At 60.6% G+C, this 21,743-nt stretch carries 15 protein-coding genes; 6 read left to right on the top strand and 9 right to left on the bottom strand.

Going from position 1 to position 21,743, the window contains the following annotated elements; all coding sequences use genetic code 11:
- The first annotated feature begins 124 nt into the window (after window positions 1-124).
- The gene (locus BFW87_RS30540; RefSeq protein WP_078743430.1) at window positions 125-760 is read left to right on the top strand and encodes a LexA family protein; all 636 of its coding nucleotides are present in this window, start codon (window positions 125-127) and stop codon (window positions 758-760) included.
- Here the strand turns inward: BFW87_RS30540 and BFW87_RS30535 are convergent.
- The 4 genes from BFW87_RS30535 to BFW87_RS30520 are packed head-to-tail and all read right to left on the bottom strand — an operon-like array spanning window position 757 to window position 6,285.
- Complete coding sequence (locus tag BFW87_RS30535; RefSeq protein WP_078743429.1) at window positions 757-2,685, bottom strand: acetyl/propionyl/methylcrotonyl-CoA carboxylase subunit alpha; 1,929 nt, start codon at window positions 2,683-2,685, stop codon at window positions 757-759. The two genes, BFW87_RS30540 and BFW87_RS30535, sit on opposite strands and share 4 nt — an antisense overlap.
- On the bottom strand, window positions 2,682-3,488 hold the full coding sequence (locus BFW87_RS30530; RefSeq protein WP_078743428.1) for a gamma-carboxygeranoyl-CoA hydratase: 807 nt from the start codon (window positions 3,486-3,488) through the stop codon (window positions 2,682-2,684). The genes BFW87_RS30535 and BFW87_RS30530 overlap by 4 nt, the downstream gene beginning before the upstream one ends.
- 14 nt (window positions 3,489-3,502) lie before the next feature.
- The gene (locus BFW87_RS30525; protein WP_078743427.1) at window positions 3,503-5,110 is read right to left on the bottom strand and encodes a carboxyl transferase domain-containing protein; all 1,608 of its coding nucleotides are present in this window, start codon (window positions 5,108-5,110) and stop codon (window positions 3,503-3,505) included.
- Between the two features lie 11 nt (window positions 5,111-5,121).
- Window positions 5,122-6,285, bottom strand: coding sequence for an isovaleryl-CoA dehydrogenase (locus BFW87_RS30520; protein WP_078743426.1), 1,164 nt, complete (start codon window positions 6,283-6,285; stop codon window positions 5,122-5,124).
- A 163-nt stretch (window positions 6,286-6,448) separates the two neighbouring features.
- On the opposite strand from BFW87_RS30520, the gene BFW87_RS30515 reads away from it, so the two are divergent.
- Window positions 6,449-8,086, top strand: coding sequence for an AMP-binding protein (locus BFW87_RS30515; RefSeq protein WP_078743425.1), 1,638 nt, complete (start codon window positions 6,449-6,451; stop codon window positions 8,084-8,086).
- Between the two features lie 676 nt (window positions 8,087-8,762).
- Here the strand turns inward: BFW87_RS30515 and BFW87_RS30510 are convergent.
- From BFW87_RS30510 to BFW87_RS30500, 3 genes are all read right to left on the bottom strand, one after another.
- Complete coding sequence (locus BFW87_RS30510) at window positions 8,763-9,677, bottom strand: hydroxymethylglutaryl-CoA lyase (RefSeq protein WP_078743424.1); 915 nt, start codon at window positions 9,675-9,677, stop codon at window positions 8,763-8,765.
- Between the two features lie 17 nt (window positions 9,678-9,694).
- Window positions 9,695-10,087 (bottom strand): MerR family transcriptional regulator, encoded by a 393-nt coding sequence (locus BFW87_RS30505; protein WP_078743423.1) that lies wholly within the window; start codon window positions 10,085-10,087, stop codon window positions 9,695-9,697.
- Between the two features lie 274 nt (window positions 10,088-10,361).
- Entirely contained in the window at window positions 10,362-11,297 is a 936-nt protein-coding gene (locus tag BFW87_RS30500) for a LysR family transcriptional regulator (protein ID WP_078743422.1), read from the bottom strand.
- Window positions 11,298-11,448: 151 nt separating this feature from the next.
- On the opposite strand from BFW87_RS30500, the gene BFW87_RS30495 reads away from it, so the two are divergent.
- Entirely contained in the window at window positions 11,449-12,678 is a 1,230-nt protein-coding gene (locus BFW87_RS30495; RefSeq protein WP_078049237.1) for an acyl-CoA dehydrogenase, read from the top strand.
- Window positions 12,679-12,790: 112 nt separating this feature from the next.
- On the opposite strand, the gene BFW87_RS30490 is transcribed toward BFW87_RS30495, so the two are convergent.
- Together BFW87_RS30490 and xthA are read right to left on the bottom strand one after the other, a co-directional pair.
- The gene (locus BFW87_RS30490; protein WP_078743421.1) at window positions 12,791-14,122 is read right to left on the bottom strand and encodes a substrate-binding domain-containing protein; all 1,332 of its coding nucleotides are present in this window, start codon (window positions 14,120-14,122) and stop codon (window positions 12,791-12,793) included.
- A gap of 188 nt (window positions 14,123-14,310) precedes the next feature.
- Entirely contained in the window at window positions 14,311-15,123 is an 813-nt protein-coding gene (gene xthA / locus BFW87_RS30485) for an exodeoxyribonuclease III (protein ID WP_078743420.1), read from the bottom strand.
- Window positions 15,124-15,293: 170 nt separating this feature from the next.
- Here xthA and BFW87_RS30480 point away from each other — a divergent pair, with 170 nt between their 5' ends.
- The 3 genes from BFW87_RS30480 to BFW87_RS30470 all read left to right on the top strand — a co-directional run bounded on the left by BFW87_RS30480 (window position 15,294) and on the right by BFW87_RS30470 (window position 21,407).
- On the top strand, window positions 15,294-15,944 hold the full coding sequence (locus BFW87_RS30480; RefSeq protein ID WP_078743419.1) for a GNAT family N-acetyltransferase: 651 nt from the start codon (window positions 15,294-15,296) through the stop codon (window positions 15,942-15,944).
- A gap of 64 nt (window positions 15,945-16,008) precedes the next feature.
- Window positions 16,009-17,736, top strand: coding sequence for an autotransporter assembly complex protein TamA (locus tag BFW87_RS30475; RefSeq protein ID WP_078743418.1), 1,728 nt, complete (start codon window positions 16,009-16,011; stop codon window positions 17,734-17,736).
- Window positions 17,736-21,407: a translocation/assembly module TamB domain-containing protein gene (locus tag BFW87_RS30470; protein ID WP_078743417.1), complete on the top strand. Its 3,672-nt coding sequence runs from the start codon at window positions 17,736-17,738 to the stop codon at window positions 21,405-21,407. The genes BFW87_RS30475 and BFW87_RS30470 overlap by 1 nt, the downstream gene beginning before the upstream one ends.
- Window positions 21,408-21,743 lie beyond the last annotated feature (336 nt).

Raw genomic sequence — 21,743 nt, 5'->3', positions numbered from 1 at the left:
GGTACTCTGGTGGGGTGTTGAAAACCATAGAACCGATGATAGTACGTATCGTATTTATGTCCTTTTATGGATTACTACAAACTGTTTATTGCCCTGAAAAATACGCAACGTATTGTCAGGCCCCATGGATAAATGGATTGCGTTGGTCAGAGCCAACATGAAAGACCGCAAGGTCACGCAGGATAAACTCGCTGAGCGCTTGGGCATGTCCCAGGGCGGCGTTGGCCATTGGCTCAACAAGCGCCGTGTGCCGAGCCTGGCGGATATGAATCGGGTGCTTGCGGAATTGGGGCTGGGTTACCTGGAAGTCACGCTGCAAATCCGCGAACGGGCCGACGAAGAACCCGCCCCGGAAAAACACTACAACCCGTATTTCCGCTATCCGGTGAGTGACTGGAAAGGTGTCTGCGAAATCCGCGAAGAACGCCCTCACTACGGCGCGGCGCGTTTCGAATTGACGGACTACCACGCCCGCGGCGAAGCCTTCTGGCTGCCCGTGACCGGAGACGCCATGACTGCCCCCAGCGGCCTTAGCATCGGCGCCGGGATGATGATTCTGGTGGACCCGGCCATTGATGCCGAGCCCGGCAAGTTGGTGGTCGCCCAGTGGGCCGACAGCACCCAGGCAACGTTCCGCCAGCTGATGGAAGAGAGCGGCCAGCTCTATCTGGTGCCGCTCAACCCCACCTATCCCAAATTGCTGTTCACCGACGATTGCCGAATGTTGGGTGTGGTAGTGCAAGCCACGGCGAAGTTTTAATCCGCGCTTTCTAGCTCCACCAGGGCGCTGCCTTCAGCGACCATTTCGCCTTCCTGGCAAAACAGCGCCTTGACCACCCCGGCCTGTGGCGCGCGGATGCTGTGCTCCATCTTCATCGCCTCCAGCACCACCAGTTGCGCACCGGCTTCGACGGTTTGGCCCACCTCGACCAGCACCCGCACGATGCTGCCGTTCATTGGCGCTGTGAGGCCGCCTTGATGGGATGCGCTGGCCTCGACCGCCGCAATCGGATCAAACAGCCTGACGGCGTGCATCTCGCCGTCCCAGCGCAGGTGCACCGTGCCTTCGCTGCGCACAGCGAAATGTGAGCGACGGATGCCCAGTTTTTCAATCACCAGCTGTTCGTCCTGCCAGTGCGCAGCGCTGCTCTCCAACGTCACCAAACGATCCTGCCCACCGCTGCTCAGGTGCAGTGAGACGTCGGCCGGCAACCCGGCACGAAACCCTCGCGTATCCGCCCAAGGCCCTTCACCCACCGGCAAGCTCTGCATAAAGGCTGCGCCCGCCACTTGCCAGAATTCATCGCTTAACTCCCCAGGCACCGGCAGCAGCTCATTCTGATAGCGCGGAATAAACCCGGTATCCAGCTCAGCCGCCGCAAACGCCGGGTGCCCGATGATCCGCCGTAAAAAGCCCAGGTTGGTCTTGAGCCCGCCGACAGCGAACTCGTCCAGCATGCTCAGCAAGCGCAACCGCGCCTGTTCCCGGTTTTCGCCCCACGCAATCAGTTTGCCGAGCATCGGGTCATAGAACGGCGAAACGCTGTCACCTCTCTCGACACCGCTGTCCACACGACGGCCCGGGCCGGCCGCCGATTCGCGGTAAAGCGCCAGGTGCCCGGTGGCCGGCAGGAAATCATTGGCGGGGTCTTCGGCGTACAGCCGAACTTCAATGGCATGCCCGATCAGCGGCACCTGCTCCTGGGTGATCGGCAGCGCCTCACCCTGAGCGACGCGAATCTGCCAGGCCACCAGGTCGAGGCCGGTAATCGCCTCGGTGACCGGATGCTCCACCTGCAGCCGCGTGTTCATCTCCATGAAGAAAAACTCGCCACGGGCGTCCAGCAAAAACTCCACCGTGCCGGCGCCTACATAGCCAATGGCCTGGGCCGCACGCACGGCGGCCTCGCCCATGGCTTTGCGTTGTTCAATACTCAAGCCTGGCGCAGGCGCTTCTTCTACAACCTTTTGATGCCGACGCTGAATCGAGCAGTCGCGCTCATTCAGATACAGGCAGTGGCCATGGCTATCGGCAAATACCTGAATCTCCACATGGCGCGGTTTGAGCAGGTACTTCTCCACCAGCATCTGCCCGTTGCCAAAAGACGACAGCGCCTCACGCTGTGCAGACGCCAGGGCTTCAGCCAGTTGGCTGACCTCTTCAACCACCTTCATACCCTTGCCGCCGCCACCGGCCGTGGCTTTGAGCAATACCGGATAGCCGATGCGCTCGCAGGCGGCGCGGAAGGTCTCCAGGTCCTGGGCTTCACCGTGGTAACCCGGCACCAACGGCACTCCGGCAGTTTCCATGAGCGCCTTGGCCGCAGATTTGCTGCCCATGGCGTCGATCGCCGAGGCGGGCGGGCCGAGAAAGATCAACCCGGCGGCTTCAATCGCGCGGGCAAAGCCTGCGTTTTCCGAGAGGAAGCCGTACCCCGGATGAATCGCCTGGGCACCGCTGGCGTGGGCGGCGGCAATGATTTTGTCGATCTGCAGGTAGCTCTCGGTGGCCTTGCTGCCGCCCAAATCCACCCGGATATCCGCCTCACGGCTATGCCGTGCATCGCGGTCGATGGCGCTGTGGACGGCCACCGTGGTCAGGCCCATGGCCTTGGCGGTGCGCATTACCCGGCAGGCAATCTCGCCCCGGTTGGCCACCAGCACGGTGGTCAATGGTTTGTTCATAAACGTGGCTCCTGGGCTTGCCAGCTGGGCGGGCGTTTCTGCAGAAAGGCGCGCAAGCCTTCCTGGCCTTCAGGGCTGACGCGAATCCGCGCGATGGCATTTTCGCAATAGCGGCGCAAGGCCGGGGTGAGGGCGCCATTGCCGACCTCACGCAACAGGTCTTTGCTGGAACGCATCGCCGCCGGGCTGTTTTGCAGCAGGTTGGCGACCCATTGTTCGACCTGTTGCTCCAACTCTGCGGCCGGGTAACTTTCTGCCAGCAAGCCGATTTCACGTGCACGCTGGCCGCCAAAACGTTCGGCGGTCAGTGCGTAGCGTCGCGCCGCACGTTCGCCGATGGCCTTGACCACGAACGGGCTGATCACCGCCGGGGCCAAGCCGATGCGCACTTCCGACAGACAGAATTGCGCGTCATCGGCGCCGATGGCCATGTCGCAGCAACTGATCAAACCCAATGCACCACCGTACGCCGCGCCTTGCACCACCGCCAGGGTCGGGATTTTCAGCTTGGCCAGGTTGTACATCAGCTCGGCCAGCTCGCGGGCGTCGTCCAGGTTGGTGTGGTAGTCGAGTTCAGCTGACTGTTGCATCCAGGCCAGGTCGGCACCGGCGCTGAAATGCTTGCCGCGCCCGCGCAGCACCAGAAAACGCAGTGAGGCATCGCCCTGCACATGGTCAAGGGCGATGATCAGTTCGCGGATCATCTCGGCATTGAACGCGTTGTTCTTGGCTTCACGGCTGAGCCATAGCGTGGCAAAACCACGGCTGTCGGTGACCAGTTCAAGGGTGTTGAAATCGCTCATGAGTACAGCTCCGTTTACATGCGGAACACGCCGAAGCGGCTCGGCTCGATGGGGGCGTTCAGCGAAGCGCACAAGGCCAGGGCCAGCACGTCGCGGGTCTGCAGCGGATCAATCACGCCGTCATCCCACAAGCGTGCGCTGGAGTAGTAGGGGTGGCCCTGGGTTTCATACTGGTCGAGGATCGGTTGCTTGATCGCCGTTTCTTCCTCGGCGCTGAACCCGGCGCCCGCGCGTTCAGCCTGCTCGCGCTTGACCTGCACCAGCACGCCCGCCGCCTGTTCGGCCCCCATCACGCCGATGCGCGCGTTGGGCCACATCCACAAAAAACGCGGGTCATAGGCACGCCCGCACATGCCGTAGTTTCCGGCGCCAAAGCTGCCGCCGATGATCACCGTGAACTTCGGCACCTTGGCGCAGGCCACCGCAGTCACCAGCTTGGCGCCGTGCTTGGCTATGCCCCCGGCTTCGTACTTCTGGCCGACCATAAAGCCCGTGATGTTTTGCAGGAACACGAGGGGGATCCCGCGCTGGCACGCCAGCTCGATAAAGTGCGCGCCTTTTTGTGCGGCCTCGGCGAACAAAATGCCGTTGTTGCCCAGAATCGCAATCGGGTAGCCATGCAGGTGCGCAAAACCGCAGACCAGCGTGGTACCAAACAGCGCCTTGAACTCATCGAACACCGAACCGTCGACCAACCGAGCGATCACTTCACGCACGTCAAATGGCTGCTTGGCGTCGGCCGGAATCACGCCGTAAAGCTCTTCACTGCTGTACAGCGGCGCCACGGGCGTGCGTTGCAGCAATTCGCCTTGTTTGCGCCAGTTCAGGTTGGCCACACTGCGCCGGGCCAGGGCCAGGGCGTGTTCATCGCTGTCGGCGTAGTGGTCAGCCACGCCAGAGATCTTGCAGTGCACATCGGCACCGCCGAGGTCTTCGGCGCTGACCACTTCGCCGGTCGCAGCTTTCACCAGCGGCGGCCCGGCGAGAAAGATGGTGGCTTGCTGGCGCACCATGATCGCTTCGTCCGCCATCGCCGGCACATAGGCGCCACCGGCGGTGCACGAGCCCATCACCACGGCAATTTGCGGGATGCCTCGAGCGCTCATGTTGGCCTGGTTAAAGAAGATCCGCCCGAAGTGCTCGCGGTCCGGAAACACTTCATCCTGACGCGGCAGGTTGGCGCCACCGGAGTCCACCAGGTAGATGCACGGCAGGCGATTCTGCTCGGCGATGGTCTGGGCGCGCAGGTGTTTTTTGACTGTGAGCGGGTAATAGGAACCGCCTTTCACCGTGGCATCGTTGGCGACGATCATGCATTCGACGCCTTCCACACGGCCGATCCCGGCGATTATTCCGGCAGCGGGCACGTCTTCGCCGTATACCTGATGGGCGGCCAGCTGGCTGAGCTCAAGGAACGGCGAGCCCGGGTCGAGCAGGCGATTGATGCGCTCGCGAGGCAGCAGTTTGCCGCGTGAAGTGTGCCGCTCCTGAGCTTTTGCGCCGCCGCCTTGCTGCACCTGGGCGAGCAAGGTGTGCAACGCGTCGACCTGTTGGCGCATTGCCGCGCTGTTGGCGGCAAACTCCGCTGAGCGCGGGTTGAGCTGAGTGTGCAAAGTGGCCATGACGCGCTCCTTCAGCGGGTTTCGTTGAAGAGTTCGCGACCGATCAGCATCCGGCGAATCTCACTGGTACCGGCACCGATTTCGTACAGCTTGGCGTCGCGTAACAGGCGCCCGGCGGGGAATTCATTGATGTAACCATTGCCGCCAAGAATCTGGATCGCATCGAGGGCCATTTGTGTGGCGCGCTCGGCGCTGTAAAGGATGACTCCGGCCGCGTCCTTGCGCGTGGTTTCGCCGCGCTCGCAGGCTTGGGCTACCGCGTAGAGGTAGGCGCGGCTGGCGTTGAGTTGGGTGTACATGTCGGCGACCTTGCCCTGGATCAGCTGGAATTCGCCGATGCTCTGGCCGAACTGCTTGCGGTCGTGGATATAGGGCACGATCAGGTCCATGCAGGCTTGCATGATCCCGGTGGGACCGCCGGAGAGCACCACGCGCTCGTAATCGAGGCCGCTCATCAGCACTTTGACGCCACCGTTGAGCAGGCCGAGGATGTTTTCTTCGGGCACCTCAACGTCATCGAAGAACAGCTCGCAGGTGTTGGAGCCGCGCATGCCCAGCTTGTCGAACTTGTTGCTGCGGCTGAAGCCTTTCCAGTCGCGCTCGACGATAAACGCGGTGATGCCGTGAGCGCCTTTTTCCAGGTCGGTCTTGGCGTAGATCACGTAGGTGTTGGCGTCGGGGCCGTTGGTGATCCAGGTCTTGCTGCCGTTGAGTACATAGCTGTCGCCGCGTTTGTCGGCGCGCAATTTCATCGACACCACGTCGGAACCGGCATTCGGCTCGCTCATGGCCAGGGCGCCGACGTGTTCACCGGTGATCAGTTTTGGCAGGTACTTGAGTTTCTGCTCGTGGTTGCCGTTGCGGTTGATCTGGTTCACACACAGGTTGGAATGAGCGCCGTAGGACAGCGCCACCGACGCTGAACCGCGGCTGATTTCTTCCATTGCCACCACGTGGGCCAGGTAACCCAGGCCCGCGCCGCCGTACTCCTCCGGCACAGTGATGCCGAGCAGGCCCATGTCGCCGAATTTGCGCCACAGGTCGGCGGGGAACAGGTTGTCGATATCGATTTGTGCCGCGCGAGGAGCGATTTCCTTGGCCACGAAGTGCTGCACCTGGTCGCGCAGCATGTCGATGGTTTCACCGAGGGCGAAGTTCAGGGACGGGTAACTCATGGACAGGCACCTTAATGTAAGCATTGTTTTTGTGTGGACGGCGCCGGAGGAGGGCGCTCACCTTTACGTTAACGTAAGCTTGCGTTGCGAGGCTGTCAATCGTAGTTTACGTTTACGTCAAGCAGCTGCCGTCCACCTTACAAAAAAGACAAAAGGGGTCGTTATGGATCAACCGAACCAGAGCTACAGCCGTGGCTCTCAGGACAAGACCTTGCTGGCCATGACCATTGGCCAATCCTTCGATAACACCGTCGCGCAAGTGCCGGATGGCGAGGCCCTGGTGGTGCGCCATCAACACCTTCGCTACACCTGGCGGCAACTGGCCGAAGCGGTTGACCTGCACGCCCGCGCGTTTCTGGCACTGGGCATGCAAACCGGCGACCGCCTGGGTATCTGGGCGCCGAACTGCGCCGAGTGGTGCATCAGCCAGATTGCCAGCGCCAAGCTCGGGGTGATTCTGGTGAACATCAACCCGGCCTATCGCAGCAGCGAACTGGAGTACGTGCTCGAGCAGTCCGGTTGCCAATGGCTGGTGTGCGCCGGGTCGTTCAAAACCTCGGATTACCACGCGATGTTGCAGGAGTTGAAGCCCGACCTGAGTGCGATCATCAGCCTCGACCCCAGCCCGCCACCGGGTTTCATGCCCTGGTCGCAGTTGGCGGCCCTCGGCGCCGGCGTTCCTCCCGAGCAACTGCACGCCCGCCAGGCCAGCCTGCACTTCGATCAGGCCGTCAACATCCAGTACACCTCCGGCACCACCGGCTTCCCCAAGGGCGCGACCCTCAGCCATCACAACATTCTCAACAACGGCTACATGGTCGGCGAAAGCCTGGGCCTCAGCGCGCAGGACCGGCTAGTGATTCCGGTACCGCTGTATCACTGCTTTGGCATGGTGATGGGCAACCTGGGCTGCATCACCCACGGCACCACCATGATTTACCCGAATGACGGCTTTGATCCGCTGCTCACCTTGAGCGCCGTCGCCGAGGAGCGCGCCACCGGCCTCTACGGCGTGCCCACGATGTTCATCGCGCTGCTCGATCACCCGCGACGTGGCGAGTTCGACCTGGCCACCTTGCGCACGGGCATCATGGCGGGTGCTACGTGCCCCATCGAAGTGATGCGTCGCGTGATCAGCGAGTTGCACATGGGCGAAGTGCAGATTGCCTATGGCATGACCGAAACCAGCCCTGTCTCACTGCAGACCGGCGCAAATGACGACCTGGAACGCCGCGTGACCACCGTCGGGCGTACCCAGCCGCAGCTGGAAAACAAGATCATCGATACCGATGGCAACACCGTGGCGCGCGGTGAAGTCGGCGAGTTGTGCACCCGTGGCTACAGCGTGATGCTCGGTTACTGGAATAACCCGCAAGGCACTCGCGAAGCCATCGACGACGCCGGCTGGATGCACACCGGCGACCTGGCGACCATGGACGCGCACGGCTACGTGTGCATTGCCGGGCGCAACAAGGACATGATCATTCGCGGTGGCGAGAACGTGTACCCGCGCGAGCTGGAGGAGTTTTTCTTCACTCACCCTGCGGTGGCGGATGTGCAGGTCATCGGCATTCCGGACGAGCGTTATGGCGAAGAGATCGTCGCCTGGGTCAAGTTCCACCCGGGTCACGTGGCCAACGAGCTGGAATTGCAGACCTGGTGCAAGGGCCGCATTGCGCACTTCAAGACGCCCAGACATTTCAAGTTTGTGGAGGAATTTCCGATGACGGTGACGGGCAAGATCCAGAAATTCCGCATGCGCGAGATTTCGATTGAGGAGTTGCGAACCCGGTGTGACTAACCCTGCATATCCAATGTGGGAGCGGGCTTGCTCGCGAATGCGGTGTAACAGTCTCTAGATGTATTGACTGATCTAACGCGTTCGCGAGCAAGCCCGCTCCCACATTTTGATCGGTGCCAGCTTTGAATCTATCAAACGGCAGAAAGCACAAAGGGGACCCGAAGGTCCCCTTTAATTTGTCGTTGCGTGCTCTTTTTTTATTATTGAGGGGCGGTCTATTGTTGTTTTTGGCAACCGTTACCCTTTACCGCTGTTTTTGGCGACCCCCATCCGGGGTCAAGAGCAAACGTATTTTTTTGAACGCTGACCTGCTTCTTCGTAATCGATCCAACCAGTGGTAGCTACCTGAGGTAGTTTTATTTTTCTCTTACCGGTTGCGGGTTTCGGCATGCCGTACCCTGCGAAGCCTGTCTTCTTCAAAAAAATCTGTTAGCTGCGTCTCTGCCGTGTTGTTTTTGTTATGTCAGAGTCGTTTCGTCTTATTTTTATTAGGTTTGGTGCTTTTTATTCTTGTTATGCCATAGAGATAGCAGAAGCCGTGCCAACTTTTAAAAATCCTTTAAAATCAATGGTTTGATTTTTGTGTAAGACATGGCCTTCAGCAAATGCGACAAAATATGTTCCCGTGTTACTCGAAACGTAAGCGCGCGGTAACACATTGTCACAGCCGCTCTACTCAAACCGCGTTATGCGCTTTGGCGACGCGCGATCCGGTCGCGCGCCTCAGCACCTGGCTGATTTGCTGGCCCGCGCGAATCAAGGCGTCCAGGTCGATACCCGTTTCGATACCCAGGCCATTGAGCAGGTACAGCACGTCTTCAGTGGCGACGTTACCGCTGGCGCCCTTGGCGTATGGGCAGCCGCCGAGGCCCGCGATAGAGCTGTCGAACACGTTGATACCTTCGAGCAGGCTGGCGTAGATATTGGCGATGGCCTGCCCGTAGGTGTCATGGAAGTGCCCGGCCAGCTTGGCCCGCGGCACCTGCGCACCGACCACTTCAAACAAATGCCGAGTGGCGCCCGCGGTGCCCGTGCCGATGGTGTCGCCCAGCGACACCTCGTAGCAGCCCATGGCATACAATTCCCGCGCGACGGCGGCCACTTGTGCCGGTGCGATCTCGCCTTCGTAAGGGCAGCCCAACACGCACGACACATAGCCGCGCACGCTGATGCCGTTTTGTTTGGCCGCCGCCATGATGGGGGCAAAGCGCTCCAGGCTTTCGCTGATCGAGCAATTGATATTGCGCTGCGAAAACGCTTCGGAGGCCGCCGCAAACACCGCCACTTCCTTCACCCCGGCGGCCAGCGCATCCTCAAAACCGCGCAGGTTGGGCGCCAGAGCGCCATAGGTCACGCCAGGCTTGCGCTGGATCTGTGCAAACACTTCGGCGGAACCGGCCATTTGCGGCACCCATTTGGGCGAGACAAAACTGCCGACTTCGATATAGCTCAAGCCTGCAGCGCTCAAGGCGTCCACCAGTTGGACCTTGTCGGCCACGCTGATGGGCTGGGCTTCGTTCTGCAAACCGTCGCGCGGGCCGACTTCGACCAGGCGTACGTGTGTAGGAAGGGGCTGTGGGGAGAGGAGCATCGCAATTTACCTTCTGATCAATGGCCAGCCTGGCCCATGGTGTGCGCGAGGGCTTGGGTGCAACGCTCTTCGGCGGTATCGAGCTCGAGTTTCATCTGCTCGATATCCAGCAACTGCTGCTCAAGCTGCTCACGGCGCTCGGTGATTTTTGCCAGCATGCTGTTGAGCTGAATGTGGTTACCGCTGGTAGGGTCGTAGAGTTCGATCAGCTCGCGGCACTCGGCCAGCGAAAAACCGATGCGTTTGCCGCGCAGAATCAGCTTGAGGCTGACCTTGTCCCGCGCCGAATAAATGCGCTCCTGGCCCCGGCGTTCCGGGGCCAGCAAGCCTTGTTCTTCATAAAAGCGAATAGCGCGGGTGGTGATGTCGAGCTCGCGGGCGAGGTCGGAGATGCTGTAGGTGGTGCTCATGGCGGCGCTCAAGTAGGTCTTGACGCTAAACTAATGGCAGGTTGACGTAAACGTCAAGCTTGTACCCCGGTTTGACGTGTAGGCAACTGACGTTCCGTGGCGAGCAGGCTTGTTGTGGCGAGCAGGCTTGCCCTGCGTTGGGCTGCGAAGCGGCCCCAATAAAGCCAAAGCATTTCTCCAGGCAGGAACGCGGCGCCTGGTTTTGGGGCTGCTTCGCAGCCCAACGCAGGGCAAGCCTGCTCGCCACAGGAAATCTGCTCGCGGCAGCCACAGGTCAGGCTTGCTTGCCATCCAGCTTCTTCTCATGGGCCGTTACCTGCTGGCACAACTCGATCATCTGCTCACGCATCCAGCGGTTTGCCGGGTCCTGATCGGTGCTTTCATGCCAGTACAAATGGGTTTCCACCGGCGGCACGTCGCTTATCGGCAAATTGAACCAGTGCAGTTCATGACGGCGGGCAAAACGTTCCGGCACGGTCATCACCATGTCGGTCTGCTGCAACACCTGCGAGGCCATCAGGTAATGCTGCGAACGCAGGGCGATCTTGCGCTGAATGCCCATCTTGCCCAATGCCAGGTCGACATGGCCCAAGCCGTTGCGGCGGCTGGAAATATGGATATGCGTCAGTGACAGGTAATCATCCAGGGTGAACTTGTCCTTGCCCGCCATCGGGTGGCCTTTGCGCATGGCGCACACGTAGCGGTCTTCCATCAGCTTGACGTGGCGCACCTGCGGGTCGGTGTTGAGTGGCGCATCCACGGCAAAATCCAGGCGCCCGGCGGCGAGTTCCTTGGTGGTTTCGCGGCGTTTGGACAGGAAACTCTCGATCACCACCGTCGGCGCCAGGCGGCGCAGGCGCTGAAACAGCAACGGCAAAATCACCGCCTCGGTGAGGTCGGTCATGCTGATGCGGTAGGTCTTGGCGGCCTGCTGCGGGTTGAAAATCCGGCTTTCCTGCACCGACACCCGCAGCAACGACAACGCGTTGCGCACCGGGCCGATAATGTTCTGAGCCATCGGCGTGGGCACCATGCCTTGGGCGGTACGCACGAACAGCGGGTCGTTGAAGGTCTCGCGCAGACGCGCCAAGGCGTTGGACACCGCCGGCTGGGTGATGCCGACAATCTGCCCGGCGCGGGTCAGGTTGGCTTCGGTGTAGATCGCGTCAAAGACGATAAAGAGGTTGAGGTCGACCTTGCTCAGATTCATTTCGTTGCGCTCTTATTGTTAGGTGGCCATACGTCGATCATATATCGGTGATGAATGTTAATACACGCCGAGAATAGGCTAGGTAAATTATCAGCGCTGTTCTAGCATCGATTGCATGACCTAAACAACCTCTCAGAGAAGGGAGCTGCTCATGGATTTCGCCTATTCGCCCAAGGTTCAGGAACTGCGTGAACGCGTCACCGCGTTCATGGACGCTTACGTTTACCCGGCCGAGCCGGTGTTTGAACGCCAGGTCAGCGAAGGCGATCGCTGGCAGCCCACCGCCATCATGGAAGAGTTGAAGGCCAAGGCTAAAGCCGAGGGCTTGTGGAACCTGTTTCTTCCGGAGTCCGAACTGGGCGCGGGCTTGACCAACCTTGAATACGCGCCGCTGGCCGAAATCATGGGCCGCTCGCTGCTGGGTCCGGAGCCGTTCAACTGCTCCGCCCCCGACACCGGCAACATGGAAGTGCTGGTGCGCTACGCCAATGAAGAGCAGAAACAGCGCTGGCTCGAACCGCTGCTGCGTGGCGAAATCCGCTCGGCGTTCGCCATGACTGAACCCGACGTAGCCTCCTCGGACGCCACCAACATGGCCGCCCGCGCCGAGCGTCAGGGTGACGAGTGGGTGATCAATGGCAAGAAGTGGTGGACCTCCGGCGCCTGCGACCCGCGCTGCAAGATCCTGATCTTCATGGGCCTGAGCAACCCGGACGCGCCGCGCCACCAGCAGCACTCGATGATCCTGGTGCCAGTGGACACCCCCGGCGTGAAAATCGTGCGCCCGCTGCCGGTATTCGGCTACGACGACGCGCCCCACGGCCACGCCGAAGTGCTGTTCGACAATGTGCGCGTGCCGTACGAAAACGTACTGTTGGGTGAAGGCCGTGGCTTTGAAATCGCTCAGGGTCGCCTTGGCCCGGGCCGCATCCACCACTGCATGCGCTCCGTCGGCATGGCGGAACGTGCATTGGAGTTGATGTGCAAACGCTCCGTCAGCCGTACCGCGTTCGGCAAGCCATTGGCGCGTTTGGGCGGCAATATCGACAAGATCGCCGACTCGCGCATGGAAATCGACATGGCGCGTCTGCTGACCCTCAAAGCGGCGTATATGATGGACACCGTGGGTAACAAAGTTGCCAAAAGCGAAATCGCCCAGATCAAGGTGGTGGCGCCGAACGTGGCACTGAAGGTCATCGACCGCGCGATCCAGATCCATGGCGGTGCGGGTGTTTCCAACGATTTCCCGTTGGCCTACATGTACGCCATGCAACGCACCCTACGCCTGGCCGACGGCCCGGACGAAGTGCATCGTGCGGCGATCGGCAAGTTCGAGATCGGCAAATATGTGCCTAAAGAACTGATGCGCAGCGGGCAGTAAGACCGCGTCGCATGCATCGCGGGCAAGCCCGACTCCCACAGGGGAATGCATTCCAAATGTGGGAGCGGGCTTGCCCGCGATGAGGCCAGTGTTTACAACACAAGGCCCAGGTTCAGTACACCCAAACCTCCACCCGCCGATTCTTGATCCGCCCCTCATCCGCCGTATTCGCCGCCACCGGCATCTGCGCGCCGAACCCGCGAATATCGCGCAGCACCACGCCGCTTTTGACCAGCTCACGACGCACGGCCATCGCCCTCAGTTTCGACAGCAGCGCCGCTCTCTGCGGATCATTTTTGGCATCGCCGAACCCCACCAGTGTCACCTGTTTGTCCAGCTTGTTATGGCTTCTCAGGTAGGCCACCACCCGCTGCAGGTCCTGGCGCGCCTTGTTGTCCAGGCTGGCGCTGCCTTCCTCGAAACGAAAATTCACGGTCAAGCGCTGGGCGTCACGCGCGATGGCCTGGTAGTCCTCGGGCATGGAGGCGCGCGCTTCCACGGCGATCGCCTGCACTTGCTGCGCGATAAAACCGTTGGCCGCCACGATCGCCTGGCCCTTGCTGCTCTGGGCAAAATCCACCAGCGCCTTGGCCCACGGGTTGCGCCCCGATGGCGGCAGGTAAAAGAACAGCCGGCGTGACAGTGGGTAGTCCTCGGTGGCAATCAGGCTGGTCAACGGCAACATCGGTTGCGACTCGCCGTCCACGATCGCCACCGCCTTGGCCTGGCGCACATAGGGCAGCCCGATAAAGCCGATGCCCTGAGGATCGTGGCTCACCGCGTCGGACAATTCCTCGCTGGACTCGAAACGCTTGGCGCCCGCGGCCAGCGGCTTGCCGCGCAGGCGCAGCACCAGTTCCTTGAAGGTGTCGTAGGTGCCGGATTGATCATCGCGCGCATACAGATGAATCGCGCCGCCGGTGCCGCCCAGTGCTTCCCACGTGCTGATCTCACCGTTGAAAATCTGCGCCAGCTGTTCGGTGGTCAGTGTATTCAGCGGGTTTCGCGGGTTGAGGATAATCGCGAGGCCGTCGATGGCGATTACCTGTTCGGCGCCAGGGCTTTTCAGGTCGCCCAAAGGTTCAAGGTCAACCAGTTCGCTGTCCTTGATCGGGCGCGAGGACGCGGCAAGGTCGGCACTGGCTTTTTTCAGCGCGGCAAACCCGGTGCTGGAACCGTGGGCCGCGACCTCTATAGTCACCACCTTGCCCTGTCGGGTCTTGCCGACCACGCGCTGCTCATTGGCGCCTTCCCCGGCTTCACTGTGGACGGTCTGCAACCCCTGATGCTCCATCAAGCCCTTGACCAGCGCAGGCCCGAGCGCCGCGCCAATGGTGTTGGAGCCCTGAATGCGAAGTGCGGGACCTTGCTCGGGAACGGGTAGGGGGGCGGAGAGCGCGTAAAGCGGAAAAAGGACCAGCAGGAACAGAACGCGCAGCATCATGCCGGCACCTTCTTAAGCCAAAGGGAGTGCCGGGAGATTAAGTCAGTTGCATGTCAGCATTGTGACTGACACACAATTCGTTCAAATGTGGGAGCTGGCTTGCCTGCGATAGCGGTGTGTCAGGCAACAGATAATTTATTGATAGACAGTCATCGCAGGCAAGCCAGCTCCCACACGGAGTGATGTTGTCAGCTCAATTCGAGCCAGATCGGTGCATGGTCCGAAGGCTTTTCCAAACCGCGCAATTCATAATCCACACCGGCATCCTTGACCCGCGACACCAACCCGTTGGACGCCAGAATCACGTCAATGCGCAGCCCACGTTTGGGCTCGTCTTCAAACCCGCGGCTGCGGTAGTCGAACCAGCTGAAACGGTCGGCTACCTCAGGGTTTAAGTGACGGAAACTGTCGACCAAACCCCAGTTCTTCAGGCGGGCCATCCACTCGCGCTCTTCCGGTAGGAAGCTGCACTTGCCGGTTTTCAGCCAGCGCTTGGCATTGTCGGCGCCGATACCAATGTCGATGTCTTCCGGCGAAATATTGATGTCGCCCATCACCACCAGCGCCTGGTCATTGCTGAACTGGCTTTCCAGCAATTGCTGCAGATCTTCATAGAAGCGCTGCTTGGCCGGGAATTTGGTCGGGTGGTCGCGGCTTTCGCCTTGGGGGAAGTAGCCGTTCATCACGGTGACCGGTTGGCCGTGCTCATCGGCGAACGTGCCCCAGATAAAACGGCGCTGGGCGTCTTCTTCGTCGCTGGCAAAACCTTTGTGCAGGCTCAACGCGGGTTTGCGCGAAAGCAAGGCCACGCCGTAGTGGCCTTTCTGCCCGTGGTAGTACACGTGATAGCCCAGGGCCTCTACCTCGGCCAGCGGGAATTGATCATCGTGGACCTTGGTTTCCTGCAGCCCGATTACGTCCGGCTGGTGTTTTTCGATCAGTGCTGCCAGCTGATGAGGGCGGGCGCGCAGCCCGTTGATATTGAAGGAGACGATTTTCATGGTCGGCAGTCCAGTCTGGCAAAAGGGCGATGCTAGCCGACAAGTCGGACGGGGGCCAGCGTGGCGGCAGGGCGCATGCGCTGCTAATGTCTGGGAACGACGCGTGCTGCGTGAGTTCGTACCTAATTAGAACGCCATCTTTTTCAATGGCGCCCAGGGAGATTGACCGTATGCCTGACACGCCGACTGCCATTGCCGAAATTCGTCTGCTCAATAGCGGCTATTCCCGCGAAGCCCGCTCGCTGCTGTACCAGGCCTACCGGCATGAGCCGACGTTTGCCTACATTTTTGAAGCGGAGCGCCCAGGTTACGAACAACGAGTGCGGGCCACGGTGCGTGAACTGGTCAAGCAACACTTCTTCCAGAAACTTCCCGCAATCGGTTTGTTCGTCAACGACCGGCTGATCGGTATCGCGCTGATCGCGCCGCCGCAACGGCGCCTGGGGATTACCGAAAGCTGGGCGTGGCAGATTCGTATGTGGCTGAGCACCGGCGTGCGCGGCACGCGGCGATACCTTGAATACCATCACGCGGTGCTCGCCTGCCTGCCGGGGGAGTCGGTGCACGTGCTGCCGTTACTGGGCATACACCCGCAATTCCAGGGCAAGCATTATGGCGAGCAGCTGCTGGAGGCGGTGCACAACTGGTGCGCTGAAGACCCGCATTCGTCCGGCGTAGTGCTCGATACCGGCAACTCGCGCTACCTGGAGTTTTACAAGCGTCAGGGTTACGAGGAAATCGGTGAAGTTGCCGTAGGACCTGTCCTGGAACACGTGTTTTTTCATCCCAACCCCCAGGCGTTACAGGCTGCAACGGTTTGAGACAGAATTATTCAGACAATTCCGGGTTCAAACAGCCTCCCAAGCTCGTGTAGCATCCGCGCCTATGAAGTTTCCAGGAAGATACACCAGCGGCTTGATGCTGCTGTTCACAAGCTGCGCCGCCTTGGCGCAAAGCGAATTGGACGTGCGCATCAAACCCTCAAACGACGCGTTGAAAGCCAACATCGAAGGCTATATCGGCGGGGTAGGCGATCGTGATGAAGAAGCCCTGCTGCGGTTCAGCCGTGGCGCCGAGGAGCAGGCGCGCAAGGCCGCCCAGGCCCTGGGTTTCTATCAGCCACTGATCGAGAGCGATGTGAAGGGCGGCAAGAACCCGCGCCTGACCCTTACCATCGACCCCGGCGAACCGGTGCATTTGCGCGACGTGACCATTCGGGTCGATGGCCAGGCTGCCGACCTCAAATCCTTTCGCGTGCCTGCCGGTGACGGCCTCAAGCCCGGCGCCGTGCTCAATCACGGCAATTACGAAGACGCCAAGCGTCTGATTCAGAACCAGGCCTCGCGCTACGGTTTTTTCAGCGGGCGCTTTACCCGCCAGAAACTCTCGGTCGACCCGCAGGCGGGTGTGGCCGATATCGAACTTGTCTACGACAGCGGCCCGCGCTACACCATGGGCGCAGTCAGCTTTACCGGCGACACACCCTTTGATGAAGACCTGCTGCAACGCATGGTGCCGTTCAAAAGCGGCACACCTTATGACTCTGAACTGATCGCCGAACTTAACCAGAACCTGCAAGCCAGCGGCTTTTTCGAAGGCGTGCGCGTGGACGCCTCGCCCGTTGCCGCCACCCACGATGTGATTCCGGTGGCCGTGCAACTGGAAACACGCAAGCCACGCACAATGGGCCTGGGCCTGGGCTATTCGACCGACGTCGGCCCGCGCGGCAAAGCCAACTGGACGCGGCACTGGGTCAACCCCCAAGGCCACAGCTATGGCTGGGAAGCCGAACTGTCGGCGCCCCGGCAGAACGTCGGCCTGTGGTACGACATCCCGCTCGACCCGCCACTCACCGACAAACTGCGCTTCGCCGGCGGCTATCAGAATGAAGAACTGGCCAACAGCGACACGCTGAGTAAATTGCTCACCCTTGGCCCTGAATGGCACAGCAAACTGCCCAGCGGCTGGACCCGCATCATCTCGCTCAAATACCAGCGCGAAGAATATCGCGAGGGCAACGACTCGGGCCTGAGCAACCTGGTCATGCCGGGTATCAATTATTCCTACCTGCGCAGTGACAACCGCATCGACCCACACAACGGCTACCGGCTGGCATTCGACGCCAAGGTCGCCAAGGAAGGCCTCGGCTCCGACACCAACCTGCTCTACGGCACGGCCACGATCAAAGGGTTGACCACCTTGTGGGATAACCACCGCTTTCTTGGCCGTGCGCAGTTCGGCGGTAGCGCTACCAATGGCTACCAATCCGTACCGCCTTCGTTGCGCTTCTTTGCCGGGGGCGACCAGAGCGTGCGCGGCTACGAGTACCAGACCCTGTCGCCCGAGAACGATCGCGGTGACCGCATCGGCGGCCGTTACATGGTGGCCTTGAGCGCTGAGTATCAATATTCCATTACCGATAAATGGCGGATTGCGACCTTTATCGACCAGGGCAATTCCTTCAATAACCTCGACCTGCCCAGCCTGAAAACCGGCGTTGGCGTCGGCGTTCGTTGGGTGTCGCCGGTCGGTCCTATTCGCCTTGATTTGGCCCATGCCCTGGAAGACCCGGGCGGCATTCGATTGCACTTTTCCATGGGGCCTGAGCTGTGATGCGTGGTTTGAAAATAGCGGGGCTGGCCGTGGTGGCCGTCCTCGCCTTGTTGGTACTGGCGCTGTGGACCGTGCTCGGCACGCAAGCGGGCAGCCGTTGGGCCTTGAGCCAGGTGCCGGGGCTCACGGTCGACAATTTCCAGGGTCATTTGGGTGGCCAGTGGAGCGCCGATCATCTGCTGTGGCAGCAAGACGCCAGTCGGGTCGAGCTCAACGCGCCGAAGTTTGACTGGTCACCAGCCTGCCTGTTGCGCATGACGGTGTGCATCAACCAGCTGGATGTTGAACAGGTCAGCCTGCAATTTCCGCCGAGTACCGAGGAGAGCAGCGGACCGATTCAATTGCCAACATTGAAGCTGCCGGTTGCCATCCAGTTGGGCGACGTTCGCGTCGGCAGCCTGCTGTTTAACGGCAGTGAAGAACTCAAGGGCCTGCAGCTGGCGGCGCACTGGACGGCCGCCGGCATGCAGATTGACTCGGTGCACCTGCAACGTGACGGCCTAGTGCTGGACCTCAACGGTCTGCTGCAGCCCACCGGAGACTGGCCGCTCAACGCCACCGGCGACCTGAGTTTGCCTTACGCTCCCGGCGGCGCGCCGTGGAAAGTGGCGCTCAAAGTTGAGGGCGACCTGCTCAAGACGCTCAAGCTTGATGCCGACAGCAGTGGCTATTTGCCCGCCAACCTTACTGGCGAACTGCAACCCTTGGTGGAAAACCTGCCCGCGCAGTTGCACATCACCTCTGACAGCTTCAACCCCAGCGCTGACCTGCCCGACACATTGCAACTCAACGGGCTGGATCTCACTGCCAAAGGCGACCTGAAAAACGGTTATCAACTGCTGGGCAAGGCTGTATTACCGGCAGAAAAAGGCCCGGTGGATTTGCTGCTGCAAGGCAAGGTCGACGCCAAGGGCGCGCAAATTGCCGGCCTGGACTTGAACGCCGGTGACAAACAAAGCCTCAAGCTCAGCGCCAACCTGGACTGGCAGCAAGGCTTCAGCGCCGACGCGAAAATTGCCTGGCTGGATTTCCCCTGGCATCGCCTCTACCCGTTGATCGACGAGCCTCAGGTTACCTTGCGTACCTTCAATGGCGAGATCTCCTACAAGGACGGTAACTACCTCGGCAACCTGAATGCCGACCTCGACGGCCCGGCTGGCAAGTTCAACGTGGTGACACCGTTCAGTGGCGATCTCAAGCAAATCTTCCTGCCCGAGCTGAAATTGACCGCCGGCCAAGGCAAGGCCGAAGGCCATTTGAATGTGCAATTTGCCGATGGCATCGCCTGGGATACGGCGCTGGACCTGTCGGCGTTGAACCCGGCGTTTTGGGTCGCTGAACTGCCGGGCACTCTGGCTGGCCCGTTGCGCAGCAAGGGCGAATTTAAAAACGAACAGCTCAAACTCAACGCCGACCTCGACCTCAAGGGCCGTTTGCGCGGCCAGACCGCCGTGCTGGCGGCCAAGGCTGAAGGCGCGGGCGAGCAGTGGACCCTGGCCAATCTGGATATCCGCCTGGGCGACAACCGCATCAATGGCAGTGGCAGCCTGCAACAACGGCTGGCCGGGCAAATCGATATCAAGCTGGCGCGTCTGGCCCAGTTGTGGCCGCAGTTACGTGGGCAAATCAATGGCCGTGTCGACGTGGCCGGCAGCCTGAAAGCGCCCCAAGGCAAGCTCGACCTCAAGGGCCAGCAACTGGCATTCGCCGATAATCAACTGCAAAACCTCACCCTCGACGCCACGCTGGATAACGCCCAGCGCGCGAAGATCGACCTCAAGGGCAGCGGCATCCAGGCGGGTGAAACCCAGGTTGGCACCCTGACCGCCAGCGCCCAGGGCGATATCAAAAGTCAGAAGGTCCAACTCGACCTGGTCGGCCCGTTGGTCAAACTGGCCCTTGCGCTTGATGGCAACCTCGACAAAGGCAACTGGCGCGGCCGACTGGCCAGTGGGGATGTACAGGCCGGTGGGCAGGATTGGAAACTGCAAGCTCCGGCAAAAATCGAACGTCTGGCCGACGGCAAGCTGACCTTTGCTGCGCACTGCTGGGTGTCCGGCCCCGCCAGCCTGTGCGGCGAAGACCAGCGTCTGATGCCCGAACCCAAGCTGCGTTACCACCTCAAGCAATTTCCCATCGATAGCCTGGCGGCCTTTTTGCCCAAAGACTTCGCCTGGCAAGGCAAGCTTAACGCCGACGTGCAACTCGACCTGCCAAACAGCGGCCCCAAGGGCGTGATTGCGGTGGACGCCAGCGGCGGCACCTTACGTGTGAAGGACAAGGCCCAGTGGGTGGACTTCCCCTACGACACCCTGAAACTGGAAACCACACTTAATCCCAAGCGTATCGACACCCAGCTCACCTTCCGTGGCGGCAAGCTTGGGGAGTTGCTGGTGCAGGCGCAGATCAACCCGCTGCCGAAGAATAAGCCGATCACCGGCAATTTCACCCTCAATGGCCTCGACCTCGCCGTGGCGCGGCCGTTTGTGCCAATGGTGGAAAAGCTCAACGGCAAACTCAATGGCAGTGGCCGCATCTCCGGCGGGCTCTTGGCGCCGCAGGTCAATGGCAGCGTGAACCTGGTGGGTGGAGAAGTCTCCGGTCCCGAGCTGCCGGTCAGCCTCGAAGGTTTGAACGTGCAGGCGCTGATTGCCGGCGAAAGCGTGCAGCTCAACGGCGCCTGGCGCAGTGGCAAGGCTGGGCAGGGCAGCCTTAAAGGCCAGATGGACTGGGGCCAGGCGCTGGTGGTGGATTTGAGCCTGCAAGGCTCGCAATTGCCGGTCACAGTTGAGCCTTACGCAGTGCTGGAAGTGGCGCCCGACCTGAAGATCAGCTTGAAGAACGACAAACTGGCGATTGCTGGCAAGGTGCAGATTCCGCGCGGTGACATCACCGTGCGCGAGCTGCCGCCGTCGACCGTCAAGGTCTCGGATGACACCGTGATCGTCGGCAGCCAGACCGAGGAAGGCAAGCCGCCCATGGCGATGGCTATGGATATCGACGTGATAGTGGGTGAAGACAAGCTCAACTTCTCAGGCTTTGGCCTGACCGCCAAGGTACAGGGCCATGTGCATATCGGCGACAACATGGACACCCGTGGCGAGTTGTGGCTCAACGATGGTCGTTACCGTGCCTACGGCCAACGACTCGATGTACGCCGTGCGCGCCTGCTGTTTGCCGGGCCGCTCGACCAGCCGTACCTGGACATCGAAGCCGTGCGCAAGACCGACGATGTCACCGCGGGTATTCGTCTGAGCGGCAGTGCCGAGCAGCCTACTACGCAGATCTTCTCGGAACCTGCGATGAGCCAGGAGCAGGCGCTGTCTTACCTGGTGCTGGGCCGTCCGCTGAGCTCCACCGGTGAAGACAACAACATGCTCGCCCAAGCCGCATTGGGCCTGGGGTTGATGGGCAGTGCCGGGGTGACCTCAGACATTGCCAACAAGCTGGGCATCCAGGATTTCGACCTTGACACCCAGGGCAGTGGCAACAGCACCGCCGTGGTGGCCAGCGGCAAGATCAACGAAAAACTCAGCCTGCGATATGGGGTAGGGGTGTTCGAGCCGGCCAACACCATTGCCTTGCGTTACCTGCTGAGCAAGAAGGTGTACCTGGAAGTGGCTACCGGTGTGGCCAGTTCGCTGGATATCTTCTACAAACGCGATTTCTAGCCTCCGCACCCGATAAAACGGTGGGAGCTGGCAAGCCACAGTTGATCGTTCCCACGCTCTGCGTGGGAATACATCTCGTGACGCTCCGCGTCGCATGCACAAGGCTTGAAACCTATGCGGCTGGCGGGACGCGGAGCGTCCCTGGCGGCATTCCCACGCAGAGCGTGGGAACGAGCAACAAGACCGCTATCGCAGGCAAGCCAGCTCCCACATTTGTTTGTGCTCCAAGCCACTTGTCGTGAAATTAGCAAGCAAGCTAATAATTCCATTTGACATTCGCTGCCTAAGCAGTAACATCTTGTCATACATTCACTGCCTAGGCAGTAATAAGGTGAC

Source organism: Pseudomonas fluorescens (assembly GCF_002022275.1).
Classification (GTDB): Bacteria; Pseudomonadota; Gammaproteobacteria; order Pseudomonadales; family Pseudomonadaceae; genus Aquipseudomonas; species Aquipseudomonas fluorescens_AJ.
Note: the sequence above shows the minus strand (reverse complement) of the source record. Positions and strands in the feature narration are given on the sequence as shown.